Here is a 22,313-nt window from a genome sequence, read left to right as displayed (position 1 = left end):
TCGTTGGGCGGGCGCCCGCCGCCAGCTTGTTCTATTCGTTTACGGGCGGCGACGCGCCGGCGGTTTATGACTCTCCCGACGGGGAGGTCTCCGGTTACGTTCACCTTAAACGAAATCTGATGGTGCGCAGCGGAGAGCTGATCCGTGTCGTCGACAGTTATGTTCGAGGCCAGGAGGAAGGCGCCGTGTCCGATGAATTCCTGCTTTATCGCCTGGGCGAGAACAAAGACAACAAGCTGAGGGATATCGTCTCGACGATTCAGGAGGAGCAGGACCGCATTATCCGTGCGGAGCGGAATAAGGCGCTATTTATCCAGGGCGTCGCGGGCAGCGGCAAAACGACAGTGGCGCTCCATCGATTAGCTTTTCTGCTTTATCAGTACGAAGGCCGGATCAAAGCAGAACGAATGATTATTTTTGCACCCAACCGCATGTTCCTGGATTATATCTCAGGCGTATTGCCCGAACTCGGCGTTGGCGACATTAGCCAGACGACCTATTCCGATTGGGCGATCGGACTGCTCCAGCATGAAGTGGCGTTATCCGATCCTTCGGAGACAATGGCTTATTGGTTCGAGCAGCCCCGGACGCACGCGGAGCTTGAGCAAGCCTCCGGATTATATAAGGGAAGCCTTGACTTCAAGGAGGCCATCGACGAGCGGTTGAAGGAGCTTGCGGACAACATCGTTCCGGATGTACCGTTTATGCCGTTGCCGCGGATGGAGCTTAAACCGGAGCAAATGCAGGAGTGGCACGATACCGATTATGGCGAGCAATCGCTCATGGAGAAGCGGGATCGTCTTGCCAGCCGGATTCGCCGCTGGTTGGAGTCGGAACTTAAGACAAAAGGAATCGCCGACAAGAAACTGCGATCTACGGCGTTATCGAAGCTTAACGCTTTCGTAAAACGTATGCCATCTTATACGGCTGTTAAGCTGTATGCCTCGCTGTTCAAAGGTAAACAGGCGCTGACTACCGTACCGAAGCCGATCGCCAAAACGACGTCGGAGCGGCTGGCCCGAGGCGAGGCGGCGGCCGAGGACTTGGCGGCGCTTGCTTATATCCAGCTTCGATTATACGGATTGCAAAATGCGCCGTTCGATCATGTCGTCATCGACGAAGCGCAGGATTACTCGCCGTTCCAGCTCGAGACGTTGAAGCTATGCCAACGGACCGTGTCCATGACCGTGCTCGGCGACCTGCAGCAAGGCATACATGGCTATACGGGGATTCGGGATTGGGACGAGCTTAAACAATTGTTCCCGGACGATCAGGCGGACTTCTTCGAGCTGAACCGGAGCTATCGATCGACGATGGAGATCATTGAGTTTGCGAACGTCATCCTGGGAGGCATGACTGGCGGCGTCAAACCGGCCGTCCCTGTTTTCCGCAGCGGAGACCCCGTCACTGTAGAACATGCCGGCGCGACGAATGGGGATTGGCTGCGTCGTATTGCGGACACGGCTAGGCAGTGGCAGGAGGCTGGCGAATACGATACGATCGCGATTGTAGGCCGAACGGCAAGAGAATGCGAGGACATTTACAGCTATTTTATGCGAGATGGAATGACGGCATCGCTTGTCCTCAGCAAGCAGCCCGCTTATGATGGAGGACTTACCATCGTACCCGTCTACTTGTCCAAAGGGTTGGAGTTCGACGCCGTGCTAGTTGCGGATGCAGGATCAGATGCTTACGGTCCCATGGACGCTAAACTCCTTTACGTAGGTTGTACCCGCGCGCTGCACAAGCTTACGTTGTTCTATCGCGACACTAGAACATCGCTATTGGAAGGCTGGCATCCTGCCGATTAATCAACATTGACAAAGGTACGACTAAATACGTTATGTATCCTCCGCGTTCCATATGATATTCTATAATAACGACACCATTTTATCGGGGGGAAAAGCTGGCGTGGATTTTCGTATGGAGTTTTTATCGTTTTTTGTCATCCTGACCGACGGGGACGGAGACGATTCGTCCGGCAGGCGGTTCAAACATTATCAGACGCTGGATGGCGTCGATTACGAGCAAAGCGAGATCAAAAATTTTTTGGATGAGGAATTCAAACGAATCGTGAAACGCAAGGTGGAGCGCAACCCGAACAGCGCCGGAGCGCCGACGAAGATCGGGCGATTTATGGTGGAACCGGGATACGAGCTTGGAAGCAATCAGAACTACAATCTGTTCCAGCGGCTCCGCGACGCCGATACGCGAGAGAGGTTCATTGGCATTGCCGACGAGCTCGTGCGCATCTATATGGATACGAGCGCGGTACGCGGCGGCGCCTTCGTCATCGCCCGCGCCAAGCTGAATACCTATTTCGACGAGCCGTTTTTGTTTTTGTTGAAATGCGATTTCGAGCCCAAGATCGCCCGGATCTCCGACGAACGCAGTTTGATCTCCCATGTGGAGATGGCGATCAGCGCCAGGAGCATCAAGTCGATCCAATATCCTCATATGCCGGAGGAGGGTTCGCTCGATCAGTGGGAGCTGAAAATTCATCAAGCCTCGCATGCGCGTTATTTCGAGGATTTCTTGAAATATGTATCTTACGAGAAACCGCTGCCTGAAGTCATCGGCGATCAGGTGGTAGAGATGGTCCATCAATATATTGCGGACAAATGGCAAGAGGAGACAAGCTCCGAACGCAGCGAGGAAGAAAACGCGGTTGAAGTATGGGCGGCAAGCGAGAAGCGGGAGCTGCAAGAATGGTGGTCGCAAGAGCAGGTCGAGACGGCAGCCGCCGCGCTGGTGGAGCAGAAGCCGGATCTTCCGTTTAGCTTCAAGCTGGGCGGCGTAACGGTAAAAGGATTGTTGTCCGACTTCGGAAATTCGCTTCGCTTCGCCAAACATAACGGCCGATACATCGCGGTAATCGAAGGTGACTTTTTCCAATTCGAGAAGGGAATGTCGCCCGTCGAGCTGTTGCAGCCGATGAAGCTTGTCGACGTCATCCCCCTTATCGGTACGAAGGTGGAACAGCAGGAGGACGCAACCGGCCGCTATAACGAATCAGAAGCAGCGGCTGGCAGCGAAGACGACGTTCCCTGGTAAAGAGTTAAGGGATTGGCTAGGTATGCCGACCCGTTTTGCGGGCAAGGATGATAGGTAGACGATCAAACCCTGGGGAGACGGTCCTTGACCGTCTCCCCAGGGTTTGCTTGTTCCAACTAACCTTTTGAAGGGAGTCCTATCATGATTCTCAATCTTGCCGCATTCGCTTTGTTGCTTATATGTACGGCTTTTTTCGTCGCGGCGGAATTCGCAATCGTTCGGATGCGCCCCAGCCGGGTTGCGCAGATGGTGGATGAAGGCGTCAAAAACGCCAAGTCCGTTCATCATGTGACGTCGCATCTCGACGGTTATCTGTCCGCATGCCAGCTCGGCATTACGGTCACGGCCCTTGGATTAGGCTGGCTTGGCGAACCTACGGTGGAGAAGCTTCTGCATCCTCTTTTCCATACGCTTGGTATTGAAGGCAAGGGGCTTGCGGTACTTTCCTTTCTGATCTCGTTTCTACTTGTCACTTATCTGCATGTCGTCCTGGGCGAGCTGGCGCCTAAGACCGTCGCCATCATTCAGCCTGAGCGGATCAGCTCATGGACGGCGCCTGTTCTGATCGGATTCCACCGCGTAGCGTATCCCTTCATCTGGCTGCTTAACGGCTCCGCTAATGGATTGGTCCGACTGCTTGGCTTACGTCCAGCCAGCGAGCATGAGGCACACTCCGAGGAGGAGATTCGCCATATTTTATCTGAGAGCTTCGAAAGCGGCAAAATCAATAGCAACGAATTTGGTTATGTAAACCGAATCTTCGACTTCGACGAACGGCTTGCCCGTGAAATCATGGTGCCTAGAACGGATATGGTATGTTTGTTCGTCGGTCAGGATCGCGAAGAGCATGCTGCCATCATTCGGCGAGAACAATATACCCGATATCCGGTGGCGGACGGGGATAAAGATACGATAATCGGTATCCTAAATACAAAACATCTGTTTATCCACGATTACGGGGAGGTAAAGCCCAGCCTCCGGGAGCTGCTGCAGCCAACGATGTCCGTGCCCGATGTTATGCCTGTCAGCAAGCTGATGGGGCTGATGCAGATGAATCGGGTACATATGGCAATTCTTCTGGACGAATACGGCGGCACTTCCGGACTGCTTACGATGGAGGATATCGTCGAAGAAATCGTTGGAGAAATTCGGGACGAATTCGACGAGGACGAGACCGTTGAGATTGAAAGGCTGGAGAGTCGTCATTATCTGGTTGATGGCAAAGCGTTAATTAATGAGGTTAATGATGCGGTTGGCATTGGTTTGCCTGTCGATGAAGCGGATACGATTGGCGGTTGGATCTATCGGCAGCAGCCGGCATTGTCCGAGGGCGAGGTATGGCGTTATCACTCGACACGATTCATTATTCGGGAGCGGGACGAACACCGCATTCGCAAAATCGAAATTTTCGCCGACGATGCGGAAAGTGAAATGAGCGAGTATGGACATGCATAGCTAAAAATCAACTAAAAATTAATAATCTCAAATTAAAGATTCTTAGCTTGCATTTTATTCATTTGAGTAGTAAAGTGATAACAAGGTCACCGAAGGGGAGGAAACGAAATGCGCAATAATACAAGAGGTTCATTAATCTGGTTGCGATTATTGCGTTTTTCGAACCACAGTAACCAGTTTTCAAACGAATTTTTAAAAAGATTTGATCTAACAACAGCGCAGTTTGATGTATTAATACAAATCAAAGTATATCAGCCGCTTACACAAATGGAGTTAGCAGAAAAAGTAACCGTCACACAAGGGGGTATTTCCCGCATGCTTGCACGTCTTGAGAAAGAAAAATATATTGTTCGCAAGCAAGATTGGAAAACGAAAACGATTCGTTTAACCGAGAAGGGTGAAGCGATTGTGGAAAAAGCAATGCCAGCTCAGCTTGCGCTGCAATCTTCCTTTTTTGAGGATGTATTAAATGAGGAGGAAATGAAAACATTATATTCACTGATTACACGCGTGCATAAACATAGCTTAATCAAAGAAATACCGCCCGAGTAGTTTTTTTAAAGTATCACTTGATTAATCAAGCGAAAATAGAGGAGGAATTATTATGTATAAAATCCCCGGACATCATCATATCTCGATGATCACAAAAAATGCTCAGACGAATAATCATTTTTATCAACATGTGTTGGGTTTACGAAGAGTTAAAAAGACGGTCAATCAAGATGATCCATCCATGTATCATTTGTTTTACGGAGATTTAACGGGAAGTGCAGGCACGGAGTTATCCTTTTTCGAAATGCCTATGGTTGGAAGAACCGTTCGCGGGACAAATGCAATTACTCAAATCGGTTTATTGGTACCGTCCATTGAAAGTCTGGCATATTGGAAAAATCGTTTTGATCATTTTAGTGTCAAGCATGGAGAAGTGACCATGTATGCAGGTCGAGCGGCACTTCCGTTTGAGGACTCAGAAGGGCTGCGGCTTATTTTACTAAACAATAATGGCGAAGAGATACCCGATTTCTGGTCGCCTTGGGATGATTCTGATGTTGAGCAAGACCATCGTATTCTAGGTATGGGTACTGTGGAATTGACTGTGCGTTCTTTGGAAAAAACGGCGAGAACTTTAAGGGATATGTTTGGATATATAGAAGTGTCGCACTCGGATCGTGAAACCATATATCAGTCTGTTGCAGGACAAGCATTTGGCGAAATTGTTGTAAAGCAAGAAGATGGGCCGAGTGAAAAGCCTGGTCGAGGAAGTATTCATCATTTGGCGATTCGGGTGAAAAACGAGGAAGAGCTCAGTTATTGGGACAAAGCGGTAAAAGATCGCGGCTTTCATTCGTCAGGTATCGTCGATCGTTTTTACTTCCAAAGCTTATATTTCCGTGATTCGAATGGCATTTTATTTGAAATTGCAACAGATGGACCCGGTTTTACAATAGATTCTCCTGTTGAAGCGTTAGGAAAAGAATTGGATTTACCGCCATTCCTAGAAGCGAGACGACAAGAAATCGAAGCCCATTTAAAGCCACTTGATTAAAAGGAGAGGACGATAATGGAACAATATCGCATTGATACAAAAAAAGGTTTGGAATTTGGTTTATATTCGATTGGTGATCATGTACTAAATCCTGTAACAGAGAGCCAGATTAGCGCCGAACAACGAATCCATGAATTAATTGAGGCAAGCAAATTAGCCGATGAAGCGGGTTTAGATGTATTTGCCGTTGGCGAAAGTCATCAATTGCATTTTACTACCCAGGCGCATACCGTCATTTTGGGAGCTATAGCTCAAGCGACAAAAAATATCATCGAGATGCGTTAATGATTGGAAGTCCGCAGCAAATTATCGAAAAATTGTTATATCAATACGAGCTTTTCGGTCAACAGCGCTTCATGGCACAAATTGATTTTGGCGGCGTGCCGTTTGATAAAATCGTTAAAAATATCGAGCTGATTGCAACCGAGATCTTGCCGGCAATCAGGCAGCATACAGCCCAAAAGTAAGGAGGAGAAGAGACCATGAATATCGTAGGAATAGCAGGATCAAATGTTGGATCTAAAACAAGAACCGCGATCGATTATACCCTTAAGAGGGCACGCGATAAATATCCGGATGCAACGATTACATTACTTTGCCAAACATTATTTGATGGCCGAACAACAGTTAAAGCCGATTTTAGCTTATATGAAGGCGCATATTGTACAGACTTATGTTTTTATAGAGGATAAGGTGTTCAAAGAAAATAAAGTATTAGACTCGGAAAATAAAGTTGTAGACTGAGAAAATAAAGTATTAGACTGTGCCGCTTCATTGAGCTAACGGGCAGTTTTGCGCAACTACCTACTTATAATAGCGTAGTAAAATTGATTTAACATTGTTAAGTTTATAGTGAAATCAAAATGAGGAGTGAATCCTACTTTGGAATGGTTCGTGTTTTTATTCCTCGGATTTTTCTTGTTGTTTTTCCCTAAGATGTTTTCAAAAATTGGGTGGTTTAATCTCGATAATATGGATGGCAATGAAGGTACATGGGAAAAGGATGATAAAAAAAGCTCTACATCCAAAAAGGTTTTATTCGTATATAAGGCCATCGGATTTGTTTTTATTGTATTTAGCCTTGCAAGGCTGTTAAGTGAACTTAACTAAAGGAGAACTTTAGTTCAATCTTTAGAGAATCAAAACCTATAAAGAATCCTATAATGGGGGAAACAGATGGAGAAGCAAGCATTAGATCTTTATAAGGAATTCATTGATGATTTAGCAGAATTACGCCCATGTGTATTACCACGCTGGATAACGGGTAATGGCTGGCCGAAAACCGTTGAAAACGAGAAGATCAATAAAGTTTTGAGTGAATTGACGACAGAACAAAAAGAGGTAGTAGCACTGATCGCCCAATCGGCTCGAGATGGCGGGATTCATGATGTACTTGTATATCTGACAGATCAAATTAATCTTGAAGGGCTTGAAATCGTGAAAAATGACGTAAAAATGGCAACTGATCCCTTTGACTCTGGTATGCATTATGATTGGGTATGCCGCAGAGAAGGAGATTCATGGCCGGATCAGAATAGATAATTTTCTAGATTACACATTAAGCTATCGGAGAACGATTGAACAAAAGCAACCATGATTCTTTGCCAAGGAAAAGGGGGGTATTAATGGCAGATGTTGAGGCTAAAATAACCTTCTTAAAAGAAGGCGGCAGAAGGAATCCAGCAAGTACTGGTTATCGACCGAATCATCTCGTAACAGCTGATTATCTAACAACTGGCACTCATCACTACTACGATAGAGAAATCGTTCAATTAGGCGAAACTGTACTAGGTACTATATCTTTTATTACTCCAGAAAATTATCCTCATTGCTTATGGGTTGGGAAAATAATCACTATTCAAGAAGGTTCAAAAGTAGTGGGTTATGCAGATATTACTAAGGTATTTAATCAGCTCTTGAAAAAAGATGATTAAGCTATCTGTGAACGATTGTTTATTAATAGGTCCCCTGGAGGTTTTATCAATGAAAGAAAATCTAAAGGAGTTTATGGATGATCCTTGGTGGATAGTTACGGACAGTGTGGCGGAAACACTAGAAAACGAGCTAAGCAAGGAGTTGTCTTCAGACCACATTCTCTACGCCAAAAAGGCTCTTGCTGTCGCAAGAAGAGAAGATAATGATGATGTGGTTTACTGGATAAAGGATTTAGATAAATTCGCTGTCGTACATCTGACCTATGGTAAAGAGATCTCCCCCAATTTCCCCAAAACAGAGTTATATACGCTAGCGGAATTAGAAACCCATTGTAAGCATATTTCATCCTTGTATTGAACTATCGGGGAACGTTAGGTTAACAAGAACAGCGGCAGTCTAGGACTTTATTTTCTTGTCCTTGGCTGCCGCTGCTTTATATTAATGCCTCAGTCTAAAACTTATTTCGCAAAAGCTGACGATTCTTTGATTCAAAAAACCCGCTACATCAACAACTCCAGTCTAATACTTTATTTTCTCCTTACATAAGGATTACCGCAGAAAAGAAATTGTAAATGACGATATTCTTTTCCGATTGGATCGACTCGTAGAAGATACCGTAATTCTGGTCGGTGCTTATGCAGCGATTCGACAAGCAAAAGATGCGGAATATGATTTTTAACGAACACCGCATTCGCAAAAATCTTATCCACGCGAACAATCGCGGCTTCTCGGTGCAACTGCCGACTGCCGCGATTGTTTTGTGTTCTGGCCTATAAACCTGTGTGGCAAGGTTAGCCGTTATTTCTCTTCGCGCAGAATCTTGCGGTCGAAGATGAACGGGCCAAATGGTAGGACGGAAGCGATACATGCTGCGCCGAGCTTAAGGATCGTCCAGCGGTAACGGATGGCTGCCCATATGGCAGCGACCAAATAGAGCACAAACAATCCTCCGTGAAGCGCGCCGACCACAGCTACAGCCTCCGGAATATCCGCCCAGTATTTGAGAGGCATGGCGACAAGCAACAGAACGAGAAACGAGGTACCCTCGAGCAATCCGACAAAACGAAGTCGGCCGATTGCGGTATTATTCATTCAAAATAACCTCCGGATGCAGAAATCGTATTAAAGGTTGTGACCTCGCACTATTAGGTCTGGACAGGAGCTATGCCCGTCCATAGCAATTGTACGATTTCTTCGGCTGCTTGTCCCGAAGTTCTCAGATCGTTCACAATTTCCGTCCGATTGCGAACTGTCATCATAGCCACGAACGCATGGGAGAGCAGCAGGGGATCGCTTCGGTTCATCTCGCCGTCATCCATTGCCTTGGCGAACAATCGCTCCAGAAGCCGGTGAATATCCGCTTCACGCTCGCGCACGGAACGGATTTGCTCCTCCGAGAGATCGGCCGAAGCTTCCCGCATCATCGTCTCGAAGTCGACATGTTGATTGCGCATATGGCGCCTCGCCACCTCTTGCAGCCGTTCCTTCAGCGTGCCAGGACCTTCGATGACGGCAGCAGTCTGGTCATGCGCCATCTTGAGGACGAACAGCAGAGCCTCGGTAAAGATGACGGATTTATTGGCGAAATAATAATAAACGCTCGCTTTGGTAACGCCACATGCTTGCGCAACCGTCTCCAGTGACACTTTCTCGTAGCCATGTTCCATAAAAAGGAAGGAAGCGGTGCGCAGCAGCAGCGCCATTGTCTGCGGAGACTCGCTCGCTTTAGGACGTCCCGGCTTTCTCTTGATTTTGTCCGACTTCAATGTCGTGTACCTCCTGTAGATACCCGTTCAACGAATGTTAACAAATTGCTCATTGATTAATTAACCTTTGGGTATATATAATAATGTCATCAACTTTATTTTACCACGAGTTGCCGTCCGAACTAAAGTGATAACATCGTTCGGGATCGAACAAGGAGGAGTAATGCACATGCTGGAGAAAATGGGGGCCTGGTTCGCCGGGCCGCGATCACGCTGGGTGACGCTTCTGGTCTGGATTGCCATTGCCGCAATCTTGACGCTGACGTTACCGGCGGTAGGGGACAAAGAGATTAACAATGCGCCGAACCTGCCTGCCGACAGTCCATCGGTCATCGCGGACGAACTTATTCGTACGCACTTTCCGAATGAATCGGGATTGCCGGCTTTGCTGGTCTGGAACAGAGCTGGCGGACTGACGGAACAAGATTATGCCGCCATGCAGGCTTTAACCGCGGAGCTTGCCGAATCCCCTCTGGAAGGGCAAGAGGCAATCATCCCCCTTCACGAGATGCCGGCACCTGCGTTAAAGGGTATTTCATCGGAGGACGGGACTACACTCGTGTTGCCTGTCACCTTTGAAACTTATCTGGAGACGGATATCGTAAAAGAAAATTTGCATGCGATTCAAGAGAAAATTGAAGCTTTGACAGGCGGATTTCCTTTCGAGGCTGCCATTGATTCGGATTCGGAGCTCAGCGTCCGTATAAGCGGACCAGCAGGAATTAGCGTTGACGCTACCGGCTTGTTCGAAAATGCGGACTTCGTGCTGATGGTAGCGACAGTATTGCTTGTCCTGGTGCTGCTGCTGCTCATCTACCGCTCGCCCATCCTTGCAATTATTCCGCTTGTCGGCGTCGGGTTCGCTTATGCCGTAACAAGTCCCATCCTCGGCTGGATGGCCGGAGAAGGCTGGATTACGGTGGATGGACAAGCGATCGCCATTATGACGGTGCTGCTGTTCGGCGCAGGCACAGACTATTGCCTCTTTTTCATCACCCGCTTCCGTCAAGAGTTAACCCGGGAAGGCAACCGGATGTCGGCGCTCCGCCGCTCCTATAAAAATGCGACCGGAGCGATTGCGATGAGCGGCTTCACGGTTGTTCTGTCGCTGTTCGCATTATTGTTCGCGCAATACGGTGCCGTCCATCGATTCGCGGTTCCGTTTAGCCTCTCGATTTTCATCATGATGATTGCAAGTCTTACGCTTGTACCGGCGCTTTTGTCCATTATCGGCCGCGCATCGTTTTATCCGTTCATCCCGCGTACGGAGGAGGAGGCCAAAGCTCGTGCCGCTGCAAAGGGAAAATCGTATGTTCGCCGGGATCCGGAGCGGAAGCTTGGCGCGAGGATCGGCAATCTTGTCGTTTGCAAGCCATGGACCGTTGCGCTCGTAAGTACGCTGTTGCTAGCAACGCTTGCTTCCTTTGCGCTGCCGGTCAAATACACATACGATCTGCTGTCTACGTTCCCCGAAGATACGCCATCCGTTGAAGGCTTTAAAGTCATCTCCGAGGCATATACGCCGGGCGAGCTGGCACCTGTTACCGTTGTCGTTCGTTCGGAAGGAGGAGCGCCTGCCGCCGTCGCGGAGAAGCTGTCGCAGCATCCTCTGGTCGATCACGTAGGCGAACCTGAGGTCAGCACCACCGACACTGCGCTCACGGCGTATTCCGTTGTTTATCGTATGAATCCTTACAATCAAGCGGCAATGAATGCAATTCCGGAGCTTAAGGAAGCTGCTGTTGCAGCGCTTGCCGAAGCAGGGACGGCCGATGCGGCCAGCAACGTCTGGATCGGCGGGCAGACGGCCGAGCAGCATGATTCCCAGCAAGTTACGGTGAGAGACAACCAATTGATCATCCCGATCGTAATCGGTCTAATCGTAGTCTTGTTATTGGCTTATCTGCGCTCCATTACGGCAACAATCTATCTTGTCGCCACGGTCTTGCTCTCTTATGCCGCTGCACTTGGTCTGGGCTGGCTGATCCTGCACGAGCTTATGGGAATCGAGGCGATACAGGGCTCCATTCCGCTGTACGCGTTCGTATTCTTGATCGCCCTGGGGGAGGACTACAATATCTTTATGATCTCGAGCATCTGGCAGAAACGCAAGTCCATGCCTCTGCGTCAGGCAATCAAGGAAGGCGTTGCGGAGACGGGCGGCGTAATTACGTCAGCCGGCCTGATCCTCGCCGCCACATTCGCGGTGCTAGCTACGCTGCCTATCCAGGTGCTTGTCCAATTCGGCTTGATTACCGCCATTGGCGTACTGATGGATACGTTTATCGTACGCCCGTTCCTGGTGCCGGCCATAACTACGATTCTGGGCAAACGGGCGTTCTGGCCAGGCAAGGCGGAGGAAGCAGGCGTTAAGATGAAAGAAGCGGGACGTTAATCGGCTTGTAACGCTATAAATCTGTAAAGGCTGCATAACTTGCCCTTATTAATAGGGAAGGTTAAGCAGCCTTTTCAATTTGCCTGGCGGAATGCAACATTTTACCATTCTTGTTCGTTGTATAGTGGAATGGTATTCATAATAGGGTACAAGCAAGGGGGGACACAATGAGAAAAAGAGTACATTTGGGAATTTCCATGCTTCTCGCCATCATTATTCTGGCTTCCAGTCTCGCATTGCCGCCAAAGCCGGTGTATGCGTGCAGCTGCGCCATATCGGATTCCGTGTCGGAAGCGCTGAACCGCAATGATGCCGTATTCGACGGCACGGTTGTTGCCAGCCATACGCCGCGGAAGTGGTTCAGCTTCAGTCAATCGTCGGCCGATCCCGTCACATGGACGTTCGAGGCCCATGAAGTATGGAAGGGAAAGGTTGCTCCCCGAATTACAGTGACCTCTGCGCAGAGCAGCGCAAGTTGCGGCTTCGAGTTCCGAGAGGGACAGCGATATATCGTGTACGCGAGAGGGACGGGGGATTCGCTGGAGGTCAGCTTGTGCAGCCGGACGACATTGACGTCAGCCGGCGGCTCCGATCTGGTCGAGCTCGGCAGCGGTTCGATTCCTCCAAAGCCTTCATCGGGAGTGGATGGAGCGGAAGCATTCGGTATTAGTCAAGTGATGATACTGCTCGGTCTTATCGTGGTATTAGCAGCAGCTATCTACGCAGGGTTGCGTATCAAGCGGCAAAAGTAATTAAATCAAGAAGATCGCGACCAGCGTTGTTGCAGCCAGACCAATCAATACAGGCTTCAAATTGCGGCGTGCCAGCTCGAAAGGGCTGACGCCGCAAATCGCTGCGGCAGGGATGAGCGCCCAAGGAATGATAGTCCCTCCGCCGACCCAGATAGCCGCTACTTGACCGAGCGCGGTCAACGTGGCAACGCCCGAACCAAGTGCGTGACCGAACAGCGCAGCCACGGAGCCGGCAAGCGATATTCCGGAAAATCCCGAACCGTCAAGCCCGGTAATTGCCCCTACAACAGTCAATGTGATTGCGCCGATCGTACCGTTTAAGGGAACTTCTGCTGCAAGCGCGACGCCAAGATCGTTGACAATACCGGCAGATGCCTCAGGAAGCTTCTCGCCGAACAAAGAGAAAAAGCCGGCGTCGCCCAGATAAAAGAACGCCGCGATTGGAATAACGGGTCCAAACACACGAAAGCCGAATACAAAACCTTCGATCAAATACCCCGTAGTTTTCTCCAGCCCTTTGCCCCGATGCGCCAACATGGTAATGACAAGCATAATCAGAATCGACGTGCCGCCAATGAGCGCCGTTGCATCGCCTCCCTGCAGATTAAGCAAGAACATCGCGACTACATTAAGCGCGAACAGGAGCGGGATGATCACCGCAAGCCACCGCCTCGTAACCAGCGACAACAATTCGCGGTCAACCGCTTCATTGCTGTTTTCGCCAGAACCACTTGTATCCACAGACGCAATTAAGCCATCATTCCAGCGACCCAGACGTTGATCGCGACGCATCATCCAGAAAGCGGTCACCGTCGTTACGACGCCCATGACGATAACCAGCGGAATGCTCGCAAGCATCACTTCGTCGACATGAATGCCTGCAGCGCCGGCTGTCAGCCCGGGAGCGCCTTGTATAATGTAGTCGCCGGACAACGCGATGCCATGACCGAACAAGTTCATCGCCACCGCAGCGCCAAGAGCAGGCAAACCTACTCTCATCGCGACGGGCAACAGGACAGCTCCGATTAACGCCACCGCCGGAGAAGGCCAGAAAAATAACGATACGGTGAACATGATGATGCCGATGCCCCAGAAGGCGAGTGTTGGCGTTTTCAAGAATCGTGTGAACGGGGCAATCATAATTTCATTAATTCCGGTTCGAATGAGAATCCGGCTTAATGCAACGATCACGGATATGATGAGAATCGTACCGAGCAATTCCTTAATGGCATAAATAAAGCTGTTGAAAATACCGCTCACGGAACCGTCGATCGACACCGTCGCCAATATGCCGATGCCGAGTATGCCCGCGATGCAGACGAGCGTAGTATCCTTGCGCATAAGCATAAAGCCGATGATCGCAACGATAAAGGCCAAATAGACCCAATGCAGTGCTGTCAGTTCGATAACCATGCCTCTTCATCCTCCCGACGAATTGCGACAGCCTGCAGGCGCTGCCGTAGTGTACATTATGCAGACGGGAGGGTAGGCGTTCATCCAATCAACGCCAGTCGTTCCTTGCCGGACGCGGTCTCTCAATTTGGGAAGCAGCCATTGTTGCGCAGGCGATGACAGCTGTGCTATTCTACATAGCAGACAGCTCCGGATGTAAGGAAAGGAAGGGATATACATATGTTGCAGATCGTCATTATCGACGCGTCGATGACTCATTCCAAAGAAGATGGTTTTGTAGGCAGGGTGCAATTTAGCGTAGAGGGCCACGACAACGAATATGAGATTGCCTTGCAAAGCAAACGCGGCTCGGATTGGGGTTACGGGTTGTTTTTCTTGCACAATTCGGGTAACGAGGAGCAGCTTCTGGCGCTGGAGGACGAATTGGAAGAGGATGACGAATTGTTCGATTACCTGATTCAAACGGCAAAGAGCAAGCTGGAAGCATAACGAAAACGAAGAACCTCTGCTTGCCGGGAACGGCGAATTGCCATTCTTGGGCTGCAGAGGCTTTCTATTGTCTACATATTGTCTACAGTTCGATGGAGGAATCTTGTCCCCGGACCTTGCTTCGCTTCTGAACACGGTACACGAGGTAAGCAGCCGCGACAATGGCAATCGCAACAAGGATCCAAATGCCATACCGATAGATGACATCCGAAATATGCTGAACCTGGTCGCCGACGAAACCTCCGATAAGGAAGTAGATCATCGTCCATACGAACGCAGAAGGATACGCAAATAACGCGAAGCGGCCGTACTTCATTTTGTTCATGCCCATTACATAAGGAGTCACGTGTCGCAGGAACGGCAAGCATAAGCTGATGCTGATCGCATATCCGCCGAATCGATGGCTCAGCTCCTCGGAACGGTCGATAAAGGCTCCGATATTTTTGCGCTTGCGGAACCAGTCGGCGAGTCTGGCGCCTGCGAATCGTCCGATGCTGTAACCGAAGCTCATGGCCGAACATATGCCCAGACAAGTCATGATAAAGGCGGGAACGGGAGATAATACGCCTGAGAAGGCAAGTGCGCCTCCCGTCATGACAACGGCTTCGTTCGGGATCGGCAAGCCGATCAGACCCAGACATAACACCAGGAACAGCGCGACATAACCGAGTTGTTCAATTATAGATAATAATAAATCATAGCCCATATGGCATTTGCTCGCTTTCTGAACATCACTCGTTTGATATTCGTACAGTCTCTTCTTATAAGTTATCACAATTTCGAAGGCCTGAGAACCTTACTTACGTCTCCTGAGCGGTCGGCGTTTCACTCTTTAACCATTTCGTAACTATTTTCGACGGCTGTTGCGCTAACATAGAAAATAGCGAATGGGGAATACCGAGGGAGAGAACGTCGAGATGTATGTATTCCAGCAAAAGGTGGCAGAGCTTAGAGAGATCGAGCCAGTTGTATATACAATATGTTTGTCCCTGACGGATAACGAGCAGGCTGCTTGTGCCGTCGCCAAGAGGGCGTTAACGGCTTTATTTCAGGATAACGAATTTTGGATACTGGATGCGCGGAATCGAAGGCCCTATATTCTTAAGCAATGCTTGCGCAGTCAAATGGGGCAAGAAACAACGAATTTTCAGAAAAAGCAAGCTGCTGCTGGTATTTGAACGAACAAAATGACAACATTTACATACAGGAGCGCTATCATGTCTTACTTACTCGAAAAGGGGCAATGGAGAGATTGGCAAATCACTTCGGTAATCGTCCATAAAGGAGATCGAAAGGAGACAGAGTGGCACGAGGGGGGCGAGGACGCCATCGGACCGCTCTATTCATGCACCAAAAGCGTATTATCGGCGCTAATCGGTATCGCCGTCGACAGAGGTGACTTGCCGGGAGTAGATGAACCCATTGACAGGTGGTTCCAGCGATATGCAGCCGGCGGAGGAGACGACTCTTGGGGGCAAATCACGATAAAACAATTGCTTACCATGACGCCTGGATTCGAATGGCCGGATTTCGACAAGCCTTATTGGGAGCTGCGCAAATCCAGGGATCCCGTCGCCTATGCGTTAAATCAGCCCCTTGTACATTTACCGGGGCATGCTTTTACATACAACTCCGGCGGATCGCATCTTTTATCTGCGATTCTGACGGAAGCGACTGGGAAGTCTGCCCTCCAATATGCGAGGGAGCATCTGTTCGAGCCGCTTGGATTCCGGGCGGCAAAGTGGTCGGAGCGGGGAGGCATTAGCGAGGGCGGGACGGGACTTGCGCTGACAGGAAACGATCTGGTGAAGTTCGGGGTCCTTTATTTGAAGGAGGGCCTATGGGATGGCAAGCGGATTTTGTCCACATCGTGGATATCGGATTCAACGACCATGCATCATCGTGCCTTATTGCATTACGAGCCCCCGATCTACGGCGGCTTCGGGTATCATTGGTGGTGCACGCCATCCAACCATAACGGCGTAGCCGATGGTTACTTCGCTTTCGGCCATGGCGGCCAATATTTAATGATCGTGCCGGAATTGGATACGGTCATTATGGTGCGCAAACGGATTACGAAGCGTAATGAAGCGATCTGGTCGCGCAAGCTGATATTTGACATTATTCTTCCGGGGCTGCTCCGGACCTAGTTAGTCCCAACAAATTCTAACGTTGTCATCAATCGGCTTTCGTTCCTGTCGTCAGTTGCCAAACGGATTCGTCGAATGATGTCCGACATGTTCGAATTACGATGACAATTGTACGATATTAGTCAGAATTACCCAAAACTAGCGATTGGCAAAGAATAGGGCTTTAACGCTGGCTACAAAAGTTGTATAATCATGGAAGCTGCCAAGCGACACAAAACCCAACCTAAGAGAGAATAGCTGATCTTGGGCTGGGTTGTTTTCTTTAGAAATGGAGATTAATAGCGATGAACGTACATTCTATCAACCATTTATGTTTTTCTGTCACGGATCTTGAACGATCTATCTCCTTCTATCAACATGTGTTCGACGCGAAGCTGAAAGTAAAAGGAAGGAAGCTGGCTTATTTCGAGTTTAACGGATTATGGATCGCGCTAAATCAAGAAGATATCGAGCGGCATCACCATGTTCGCACGTATACGCATATTGCGTTTACGATTGCCGAAGAGGAATACGACAACGAAGTCAGGCGGCTTGAAGCGCTGGAAGTTGAGCTGTTCGCAGGGCGGCCAAGGGATGATCGGGACAAAAAGTCGATCTACTTCCTCGATCCGGACGGTCATATGTTCGAATTGCATACCGGAACATTAAACGATCGGCTTGCCTACTACAAAGCGGATATGAGTCATATGGAGTTTTATGATGAATCCTGACGAACGCGTACTGGCACTGGTACAGTCCGAGATGGATTATATGTCGGACCGGATGACGGCTATGCTGGAGCAGCCGGGCAACCCTATGGGAGTCGAGATGCTGCGATTGGACAATGCCATCGCTTATTTCAGCCGGAGTATGCCATGGCCGCTATTCAATCATGTAAAGGGGCGATTGTCCCCCGATGATGTTGAAAAAGTCATCTCGTTCTATGAGGAACGAGATCGTCAGCCGGAGCTTCAAATCGCGCCAAGTCTTTATGAAGCCGATACATTAAAGCTACTCGCCAAGCGGGGGTTCTACCAATCCGGCTTCCATGTATCCATGTATAAGGATTCGTTTAAGGAGTCGGATGCGCGCTTACCCGATGACAAGATCGAAGTCCGAGAGCTGTCGGATGACGAATGGTCAACCTATGGAGACATTCATTGTCTGGGTACAGGACTCTCCATCACCGGAAGGGATCACGTCGCGGATAATAACCGATTGCTACATGACAGACCAGGCTGGCATTATCGGCTAGGCCTTGTAGATGGACGGGCTGCTTCTGTAGGCGTTATGTTCGTGATGAACGGAATGGCTTCATTTACCTTCGCGGCTACATTGCCGGAGGAGCGGGCTAAAGGTCTTCATACTGCTATTCTTAGGGATCGTCTGCTTCTTGCTCGCCAGCTTGGATGCAGACTTGTTGTTGCACAATGCGCATATGGATCTGCAAGCCATCGCAATATGGAACGGGTTGGCATGAGGATTGGCATGACTCGATCCACTTGGTCCAAACTATAGTTGACATAACTATTATTATGACACTTTACGGAGGCTTACATTTTATGCAAAATCCTATACTTAATCGGATAAGCGGCATTTTTGTACCCGTGAGCGATATTGAAGCGGGAAGAGCCTGGTATTGCGAATTGTTGGGGATGGAGCCAAGTATGGATATTATCTCGGGCCATTTGTGCTGCATCTCCATACAAGGCGGACAAAATATCGTATTGGATAGCAAAGTGTATGCGCCTGAGAACGTGTTCAAGACGCCGATGTTTCATTTTGACACGGATGATATTGATAAGGCTTTTTCCTATATGCAGGAAAAGGGAGTAACGCTGACAACCGGCATTGAAAACGGCCATTGGTTCGGATTCCAAGATCCCGACGGAAACCATCTAATGATCTGCAAGATCGATTAATGTATTGCTTACCATAAAGGTGTGTGTCACAATAAGGGCAGCACGAGCAGAACAACAGAAAGAATCGAGGGTTATCCGTGAAATTCAGACCTTGTATCGATCTACATGACGGCAAAGTGAAGCAGATTGTAGGCGAGACGTTAACAGAGGGCGTCATCGTCGAAAACTTCGTCTCCACATACGATTCGGGCTATTACGCCGAGTTGTTCAAGCGAGACGCTCTGACAGGCGGACATGTTATCATGCTTGGCCCAGGCAACGAAGCTGCTGCCATTACGGCACTCAACCGGTATCGGGACGGCCTGCAGATCGGAGGCGGCATTAAAGCCGACAATGCTGCTCTTTATCTGGAGCAAGGAGCGACCCATGTTATTGTAACGTCCTATATTTTCCGGGATGGCAGATTGGATGAAGACAACTTGTCCCGAATCGTTAGCGAAGCCGGTAAGGACAAGCTCGTCATCGATCTAAGCTGCAAGCAGAAGGACGGCAAGTGGTACGTGGTTACGAATCAGTGGAAGCTCTTCAGCGACTTCGAGGTCAATGCGGACAATATCCGTTATCTGGAGCAGTATTGCGACGAATTTCTCGTACATGCTGTGGATGTGGAAGGCAAGCAGAGCGGGATTCAGCAAAGCTTGGTAACCGATCTGGCAATGTGGACCTCTATCCCGACTACCTATGCGGGCGGAGCAAGATCCATTGCCGATATGGAGCTATTCCGCGATTTATCCGGCGGCAAGCTGGATTTGACTATCGGCAGCGCGCTGGATATATTCGGCGGCGCCTTGTCGTATGAAGATGTGGTGCGGTTCGGACGTTGATGGTTCATAATCTCGTTAAGTCATAAGAATAGGATTGCCGCAATACATTAATAGAAGTTCTTAACACCAGGAAGCCGACGTTCCCGTAGAGGAACTCGGCTTTTTCGGACTTTCTGCATGACAAAGGGTATCGAGTGCATTATAATGTGAAACGATGGTAAAATCGGGATCGTAGGGGAAGGGATCTCTTTAAATAGGCTTAATCATATTTATTCGTAAACAGGAGGGATTCCGAATGACCGCCGCGCTGCTAGGCAGCTTTATCTCCGCAATGGCCACCGTTCTAGGGGCGGTGCCGTTGTTATTCGTTCGATCATTGTCCGAGCGCTGGAAGGATATTCTGGTCGCTTTTACAGCCGGCATTATGGTATCGGCTTCGATGTTCGGTCTGCTCCCGCAGGCACTTAAGGAATCGGGGCTGATCCAGCTCACGATTGGGCTTATACTGGGCGTCGTGGCGCTGGATTGGATCGAGAAATCCATTCCTCATATCGACGTTGAGCAAAAAAAATATGTCAGTTCCTTCGATTCGAAATCGCTGCTCGTCATGTTTGCGTTATTTATCCATAACATACCGGAAGGGTTAAGCACGGGGTTCAGCTACGCGAGCGCGAATGAAGGTTTAGGGCCAATGGTAGCCATTGCGATCGGGGCTCAGAATATGCCGGAGGGGCTGGTTTTGGCCGTATTTTTGACAAGATCCAATGTAAGCAAGCTCAAGCTTATGCTTATCGTCACGTTGACCGGACTTATGGAGGTCGTATCGGCGATTGCGGGCTACTTTACGGCGAGCTATATCAACGCATTAATCGGGTACGGCCTGGCATTCGCTTCCGGAGCGATGCTGTTTATCGTGTATAAGGAACTGATCCCGGAATCGCATGGACATGGCTTCGAAAGGTCTGCTACTTACTCGTTTATATTGGGATTGTTGCTTATGATCTACATTAGTCATTTCTTCGGATAGGGATAACCTTTGGGTTGTCCTTCAATCACTTGAGAGTTTACATAATAAATTATATGTTAATATACTGATGTTCGTTAACGTAAAAATTATTATGTAAACAATTGCGGCGAATGATTTTATTTAATGTGATTAAGTATAATCAAAAAACGCGAGTTTCGGGCTGAAACAGTCCCGGAACTTGCGTTTTTTTGTTTCATCTTTGACTTCTTGTGAAAATTTGCGTGGTTTGTCTCTCGTGCAGGGATACCGGGATAACGATTTGCTCCAGGGTGGAGGGTTCTCGAATGGTTTTCAGTAACAGTTTAACGGCTTCAGTGCCAATCAGCTCAAAGTTTTGTTCGATCCAACTGAAGTAATCATTATCCAAATTTCTAATTTGGGGATGATCAAAGCAGAGGATCGCGAGATCCTCGGGAATTCTCTTGCCAAGTTTGCCTGCCATCGTGGCAAGGTAAATGGCTGTTTGTGGAGAAAAGGCGAAAACGGCAGTAATTTCTTGTTCTTTTTGCAGCCACTCCTCGATCATTTCTTTCATGCTGTCTTCGTCCTGATAAGAGATATCATCAAATTGGGTCAACCAATAATTGGTTTCAAGTTTTAGCTTATTTTTTTGGGCTGCATCCAGATAACCACGAAACCTGTCTTCCGAGCTGGATGTCTTGGATTTGGTGAAAGATAAAATACCAATATGCTGATGACCCAGTTTGGCCAGGTAATCAGTGCCGATCTGCCCGCCATCATAGTTGTCGGAGTAGACCGCATTTGTTTTAATGCCAGGGAGATAGCGATCGACCAGGACAAAGGGGAACTGCTCGGATTTAAGTCTGAGTATTTCATCACTGTAAGCTTCTCCATCAACGGGAAAGATGATTAATCCTTTTGCACCGGCATCAATCATTTGGCGGATGGCGGCACGTTCTTCGGACTGCGTCAAAACGGATTGAACCATCAAAATGATCCCTTCGTCGCGGCACACCTCTTCGATGCCGCGAAGCAACTGGATGCTTAGGACATCTCCGATTGCAGGCATTAAAAAACCGATTTTATTAATTTGGTATTCCAAGGCTCCTTCTTGTCTGGTCGGCTGAAGCTTAGGTGAAGAAACAAAAGATCCTTTGCCTGCCACGCGATAAATCAGGCCTTCGTCCACAAGATGTCTTAGCGCTGTCTTGATGGTAATCCGACTGACTTGAAATTGGTTTGTCAGATCGGTTTCTGTGGGGATTTGATCTTCTGGTTTAAGGGCGCCTATGTCAATCTGATTTTTTATATATTCTCTGATTTGAATGTAAAGCGGTTTGTTTTTTTGTTGACTTTTCATATTTATCCCTTCCAACTAAATAGTAGGAAAACCTAAAAGCATATTATTATATGATATTATCATCTTTCTTGATAAAGTTCCATACATAATACTTCGCCATGAAGCTTGAGAAACCCCCTGATCGATAAAAAACTTTCTGGGAGCAATAGCTGTAACAGAGAGGTGTTCGCCTATTTTAGTATAACAAAGTTTTTCAAAATCCTAAATATTATATTGACATATTACAATATGAAATATAGGATGATGATGAGCAGAATTGCTTGACTAGCCAGAGCCTGATCGGGGTTATTTTTTGGAAGGAGAGAGGGGGGGGGGCGCATCATGTAAGGTGGAAGTGGTTAATAT

General features: G+C 48.5%; 25 protein-coding genes and 1 pseudogene. 21 read left to right on the top strand and 5 right to left on the bottom strand.

Features of this window, described 5'->3' with window-relative positions:
* The 11 genes and pseudogenes from PAT3040_RS20190 to PAT3040_RS20140 form a co-directional block, all read left to right on the top strand.
* A partial coding sequence (locus PAT3040_RS20190) for a HelD family protein (protein ID WP_108994141.1) occupies positions 1–1,811 on the top strand: 1,811 nt, incomplete at its 5' end.
* A gap of 100 nt (positions 1,812–1,911) precedes the next feature.
* On the top strand, positions 1,912–3,054 hold the full coding sequence (locus PAT3040_RS20185; protein WP_258235078.1) for a DUF3900 domain-containing protein: 1,143 nt from the start codon (positions 1,912–1,914) through the stop codon (positions 3,052–3,054).
* 141 nt (positions 3,055–3,195) lie between these two features.
* On the top strand, positions 3,196–4,509 hold the full coding sequence (locus tag PAT3040_RS20180) for a hemolysin family protein (protein WP_087568536.1): 1,314 nt from the start codon (positions 3,196–3,198) through the stop codon (positions 4,507–4,509).
* A gap of 108 nt (positions 4,510–4,617) precedes the next feature.
* On the top strand, positions 4,618–5,061 hold the full coding sequence (locus PAT3040_RS20175) for a MarR family winged helix-turn-helix transcriptional regulator (protein WP_087568537.1): 444 nt from the start codon (positions 4,618–4,620) through the stop codon (positions 5,059–5,061).
* A 52-nt stretch (positions 5,062–5,113) separates the two neighbouring features.
* Positions 5,114–6,055 (top strand): ring-cleaving dioxygenase, encoded by a 942-nt coding sequence (locus tag PAT3040_RS20170; protein ID WP_108994140.1) that lies wholly within the window; start codon positions 5,114–5,116, stop codon positions 6,053–6,055.
* 15 nt (positions 6,056–6,070) lie between these two features.
* Positions 6,071–6,522 (top strand): annotated as a pseudogene (locus PAT3040_RS20165) (LLM class flavin-dependent oxidoreductase).
* 15 nt (positions 6,523–6,537) lie between these two features.
* Positions 6,538–6,747 carry a hypothetical protein gene (locus PAT3040_RS20160; protein ID WP_373863958.1) on the top strand — a complete coding sequence of 70 codons (210 nt, stop codon included), beginning with the start codon at positions 6,538–6,540 and terminating at the stop codon, positions 6,745–6,747.
* A gap of 190 nt (positions 6,748–6,937) precedes the next feature.
* On the top strand, positions 6,938–7,165 hold the full coding sequence (locus tag PAT3040_RS20155) for a hypothetical protein (protein ID WP_108994139.1): 228 nt from the start codon (positions 6,938–6,940) through the stop codon (positions 7,163–7,165).
* Positions 7,166–7,231: 66 nt separating this feature from the next.
* Positions 7,232–7,597 (top strand): DUF6547 family protein, encoded by a 366-nt coding sequence (locus tag PAT3040_RS20150; RefSeq protein ID WP_108994138.1) that lies wholly within the window; start codon positions 7,232–7,234, stop codon positions 7,595–7,597.
* An 83-nt stretch (positions 7,598–7,680) separates the two neighbouring features.
* On the top strand, positions 7,681–7,989 hold the full coding sequence (locus PAT3040_RS20145; protein ID WP_108994137.1) for a hypothetical protein: 309 nt from the start codon (positions 7,681–7,683) through the stop codon (positions 7,987–7,989).
* Positions 7,990–8,038: 49 nt separating this feature from the next.
* Positions 8,039–8,347, top strand: a complete 309-nt coding sequence (locus PAT3040_RS20140; protein WP_108994136.1) for a hypothetical protein — start codon at positions 8,039–8,041, stop codon at positions 8,345–8,347.
* Positions 8,348–8,788: 441 nt separating this feature from the next.
* Here the strand turns inward: PAT3040_RS20140 and PAT3040_RS20135 are convergent, their stop codons facing one another.
* Positions 8,789–9,082, bottom strand: coding sequence for a DUF3817 domain-containing protein (locus PAT3040_RS20135; protein ID WP_087568539.1), 294 nt, complete (start codon positions 9,080–9,082; stop codon positions 8,789–8,791).
* 53 nt (positions 9,083–9,135) lie between these two features.
* Positions 9,136–9,756: a TetR/AcrR family transcriptional regulator gene (locus tag PAT3040_RS20130; protein ID WP_108994135.1), complete on the bottom strand. Its 621-nt coding sequence runs from the start codon at positions 9,754–9,756 to the stop codon at positions 9,136–9,138.
* A gap of 163 nt (positions 9,757–9,919) precedes the next feature.
* Between PAT3040_RS20130 and PAT3040_RS20125 the strand changes: the two genes are divergently transcribed.
* Complete coding sequence (locus tag PAT3040_RS20125) at positions 9,920–12,151, top strand: MMPL family transporter (protein WP_108994134.1); 2,232 nt, start codon at positions 9,920–9,922, stop codon at positions 12,149–12,151.
* Positions 12,152–12,318: 167 nt separating this feature from the next.
* The gene (locus PAT3040_RS20120) at positions 12,319–12,903 is read left to right on the top strand and encodes a hypothetical protein (protein WP_108994133.1); all 585 of its coding nucleotides are present in this window, start codon (positions 12,319–12,321) and stop codon (positions 12,901–12,903) included.
* Here PAT3040_RS20120 and PAT3040_RS20115 read toward each other — a convergent pair whose 3' ends face one another.
* Complete coding sequence (locus PAT3040_RS20115) at positions 12,904–14,316, bottom strand: hypothetical protein (protein WP_108994132.1); 1,413 nt, start codon at positions 14,314–14,316, stop codon at positions 12,904–12,906.
* 219 nt (positions 14,317–14,535) lie between these two features.
* Between PAT3040_RS20115 and PAT3040_RS20110 the strand changes: the two genes are divergently transcribed.
* Positions 14,536–14,805 (top strand): hypothetical protein, encoded by a 270-nt coding sequence (locus tag PAT3040_RS20110; protein ID WP_246608646.1) that lies wholly within the window; start codon positions 14,536–14,538, stop codon positions 14,803–14,805.
* A gap of 82 nt (positions 14,806–14,887) precedes the next feature.
* Here the strand turns inward: PAT3040_RS20110 and PAT3040_RS20105 are convergent, their stop codons facing one another.
* A complete protein-coding gene (locus PAT3040_RS20105) occupies positions 14,888–15,580 on the bottom strand; it encodes a DedA family protein (protein ID WP_258235077.1) in 693 nt (230 codons plus the stop codon).
* 112 nt (positions 15,581–15,692) lie between these two features.
* Between PAT3040_RS20105 and PAT3040_RS20100 the strand changes: the two genes are divergently transcribed.
* The 7 genes from PAT3040_RS20100 (at position 15,693) to PAT3040_RS20070 (ending at position 20,647) form a co-directional block, all read left to right on the top strand.
* Positions 15,693–15,983: a hypothetical protein gene (locus PAT3040_RS20100; protein WP_146200488.1), complete on the top strand. Its 291-nt coding sequence runs from the start codon at positions 15,693–15,695 to the stop codon at positions 15,981–15,983.
* Positions 15,984–16,022: 39 nt separating this feature from the next.
* On the top strand, positions 16,023–16,955 hold the full coding sequence (locus PAT3040_RS20095) for a serine hydrolase domain-containing protein (RefSeq protein WP_181376744.1): 933 nt from the start codon (positions 16,023–16,025) through the stop codon (positions 16,953–16,955).
* 284 nt (positions 16,956–17,239) lie between these two features.
* Entirely contained in the window at positions 17,240–17,665 is a 426-nt protein-coding gene (gene fosB, locus PAT3040_RS20090; RefSeq protein WP_087568546.1) for a metallothiol transferase FosB, read from the top strand.
* Complete coding sequence (locus PAT3040_RS20085) at positions 17,655–18,452, top strand: GNAT family N-acetyltransferase (RefSeq protein ID WP_258235076.1); 798 nt, start codon at positions 17,655–17,657, stop codon at positions 18,450–18,452. The genes fosB and PAT3040_RS20085 overlap by 11 nt, the downstream gene beginning before the upstream one ends.
* Positions 18,453–18,496: 44 nt before the next feature.
* Positions 18,497–18,856 (top strand): VOC family protein, encoded by a 360-nt coding sequence (locus PAT3040_RS20080; protein ID WP_108994129.1) that lies wholly within the window; start codon positions 18,497–18,499, stop codon positions 18,854–18,856.
* A 77-nt stretch (positions 18,857–18,933) separates the two neighbouring features.
* A complete protein-coding gene (gene hisA, locus PAT3040_RS20075) occupies positions 18,934–19,680 on the top strand; it encodes a phosphoribosylformimino-5-aminoimidazole carboxamide ribotide isomerase (RefSeq protein WP_108994128.1) in 747 nt (248 codons plus the stop codon).
* A gap of 235 nt (positions 19,681–19,915) precedes the next feature.
* The gene (locus PAT3040_RS20070; protein WP_087568550.1) at positions 19,916–20,647 is read left to right on the top strand and encodes a ZIP family metal transporter; all 732 of its coding nucleotides are present in this window, start codon (positions 19,916–19,918) and stop codon (positions 20,645–20,647) included.
* Positions 20,648–20,840: 193 nt separating this feature from the next.
* Here the strand turns inward: PAT3040_RS20070 and PAT3040_RS20065 are convergent, their stop codons facing one another.
* Positions 20,841–21,968 (bottom strand): GntR family transcriptional regulator, encoded by a 1,128-nt coding sequence (locus PAT3040_RS20065; RefSeq protein ID WP_108994127.1) that lies wholly within the window; start codon positions 21,966–21,968, stop codon positions 20,841–20,843.
* Between the last annotated feature and the right edge of the window lie 345 nt (positions 21,969–22,313).

Source organism: Paenibacillus agaridevorans (genome assembly GCF_003112455.1).
Classification (GTDB): Bacteria; Bacillota; Bacilli; order Paenibacillales; family Paenibacillaceae; genus Pristimantibacillus; species Pristimantibacillus agaridevorans.
The sequence above is the reverse complement of the archived record's forward strand: the minus strand, read 5'-3'. Positions and strand labels throughout refer to the sequence as shown.

Excerpts from the sequence above, each read along its gene's own strand:
- PAT3040_RS20180 (WP_087568536.1), top strand. The coding sequence starts at position 3,196 with ATGATTCTCAATCTTGCCGCATTCGCTTTGTTGCTTATATGTACGGCT.
- PAT3040_RS20175 (WP_087568537.1), top strand. The coding sequence starts at position 4,618 with ATGCGCAATAATACAAGAGGTTCATTAATCTGGTTGCGATTATTGCGT.
- PAT3040_RS20170 (WP_108994140.1), top strand. The coding sequence starts at position 5,114 with ATGTATAAAATCCCCGGACATCATCATATCTCGATGATCACAAAAAAT.
- PAT3040_RS20160 (WP_373863958.1), top strand. The coding sequence starts at position 6,538 with ATGAATATCGTAGGAATAGCAGGATCAAATGTTGGATCTAAAACAAGA.
- PAT3040_RS20150 (WP_108994138.1), top strand. The coding sequence starts at position 7,232 with ATGGAGAAGCAAGCATTAGATCTTTATAAGGAATTCATTGATGATTTA.
- PAT3040_RS20145 (WP_108994137.1), top strand. The coding sequence starts at position 7,681 with ATGGCAGATGTTGAGGCTAAAATAACCTTCTTAAAAGAAGGCGGCAGA.
- PAT3040_RS20140 (WP_108994136.1), top strand. The coding sequence starts at position 8,039 with ATGAAAGAAAATCTAAAGGAGTTTATGGATGATCCTTGGTGGATAGTT.
- PAT3040_RS20135 (WP_087568539.1), bottom strand. The coding sequence starts at position 9,082 with ATGAATAATACCGCAATCGGCCGACTTCGTTTTGTCGGATTGCTCGAG.
- PAT3040_RS20125 (WP_108994134.1), top strand. The coding sequence starts at position 9,920 with ATGCACATGCTGGAGAAAATGGGGGCCTGGTTCGCCGGGCCGCGATCA.
- PAT3040_RS20120 (WP_108994133.1), top strand. The coding sequence starts at position 12,319 with ATGAGAAAAAGAGTACATTTGGGAATTTCCATGCTTCTCGCCATCATT.
- PAT3040_RS20115 (WP_108994132.1), bottom strand. The coding sequence starts at position 14,316 with ATGGTTATCGAACTGACAGCACTGCATTGGGTCTATTTGGCCTTTATC.
- PAT3040_RS20110 (WP_246608646.1), top strand. The coding sequence starts at position 14,536 with ATGTTGCAGATCGTCATTATCGACGCGTCGATGACTCATTCCAAAGAA.
- PAT3040_RS20100 (WP_146200488.1), top strand. The coding sequence starts at position 15,693 with ATGGGGAATACCGAGGGAGAGAACGTCGAGATGTATGTATTCCAGCAA.
- PAT3040_RS20095 (WP_181376744.1), top strand. The coding sequence starts at position 16,023 with ATGTCTTACTTACTCGAAAAGGGGCAATGGAGAGATTGGCAAATCACT.
- fosB (WP_087568546.1), top strand. The coding sequence starts at position 17,240 with ATGAACGTACATTCTATCAACCATTTATGTTTTTCTGTCACGGATCTT.
- PAT3040_RS20085 (WP_258235076.1), top strand. The coding sequence starts at position 17,655 with ATGAATCCTGACGAACGCGTACTGGCACTGGTACAGTCCGAGATGGAT.
- PAT3040_RS20080 (WP_108994129.1), top strand. The coding sequence starts at position 18,497 with ATGCAAAATCCTATACTTAATCGGATAAGCGGCATTTTTGTACCCGTG.
- PAT3040_RS20070 (WP_087568550.1), top strand. The coding sequence starts at position 19,916 with ATGACCGCCGCGCTGCTAGGCAGCTTTATCTCCGCAATGGCCACCGTT.
- PAT3040_RS20065 (WP_108994127.1), bottom strand. The coding sequence starts at position 21,968 with ATGAAAAGTCAACAAAAAAACAAACCGCTTTACATTCAAATCAGAGAA.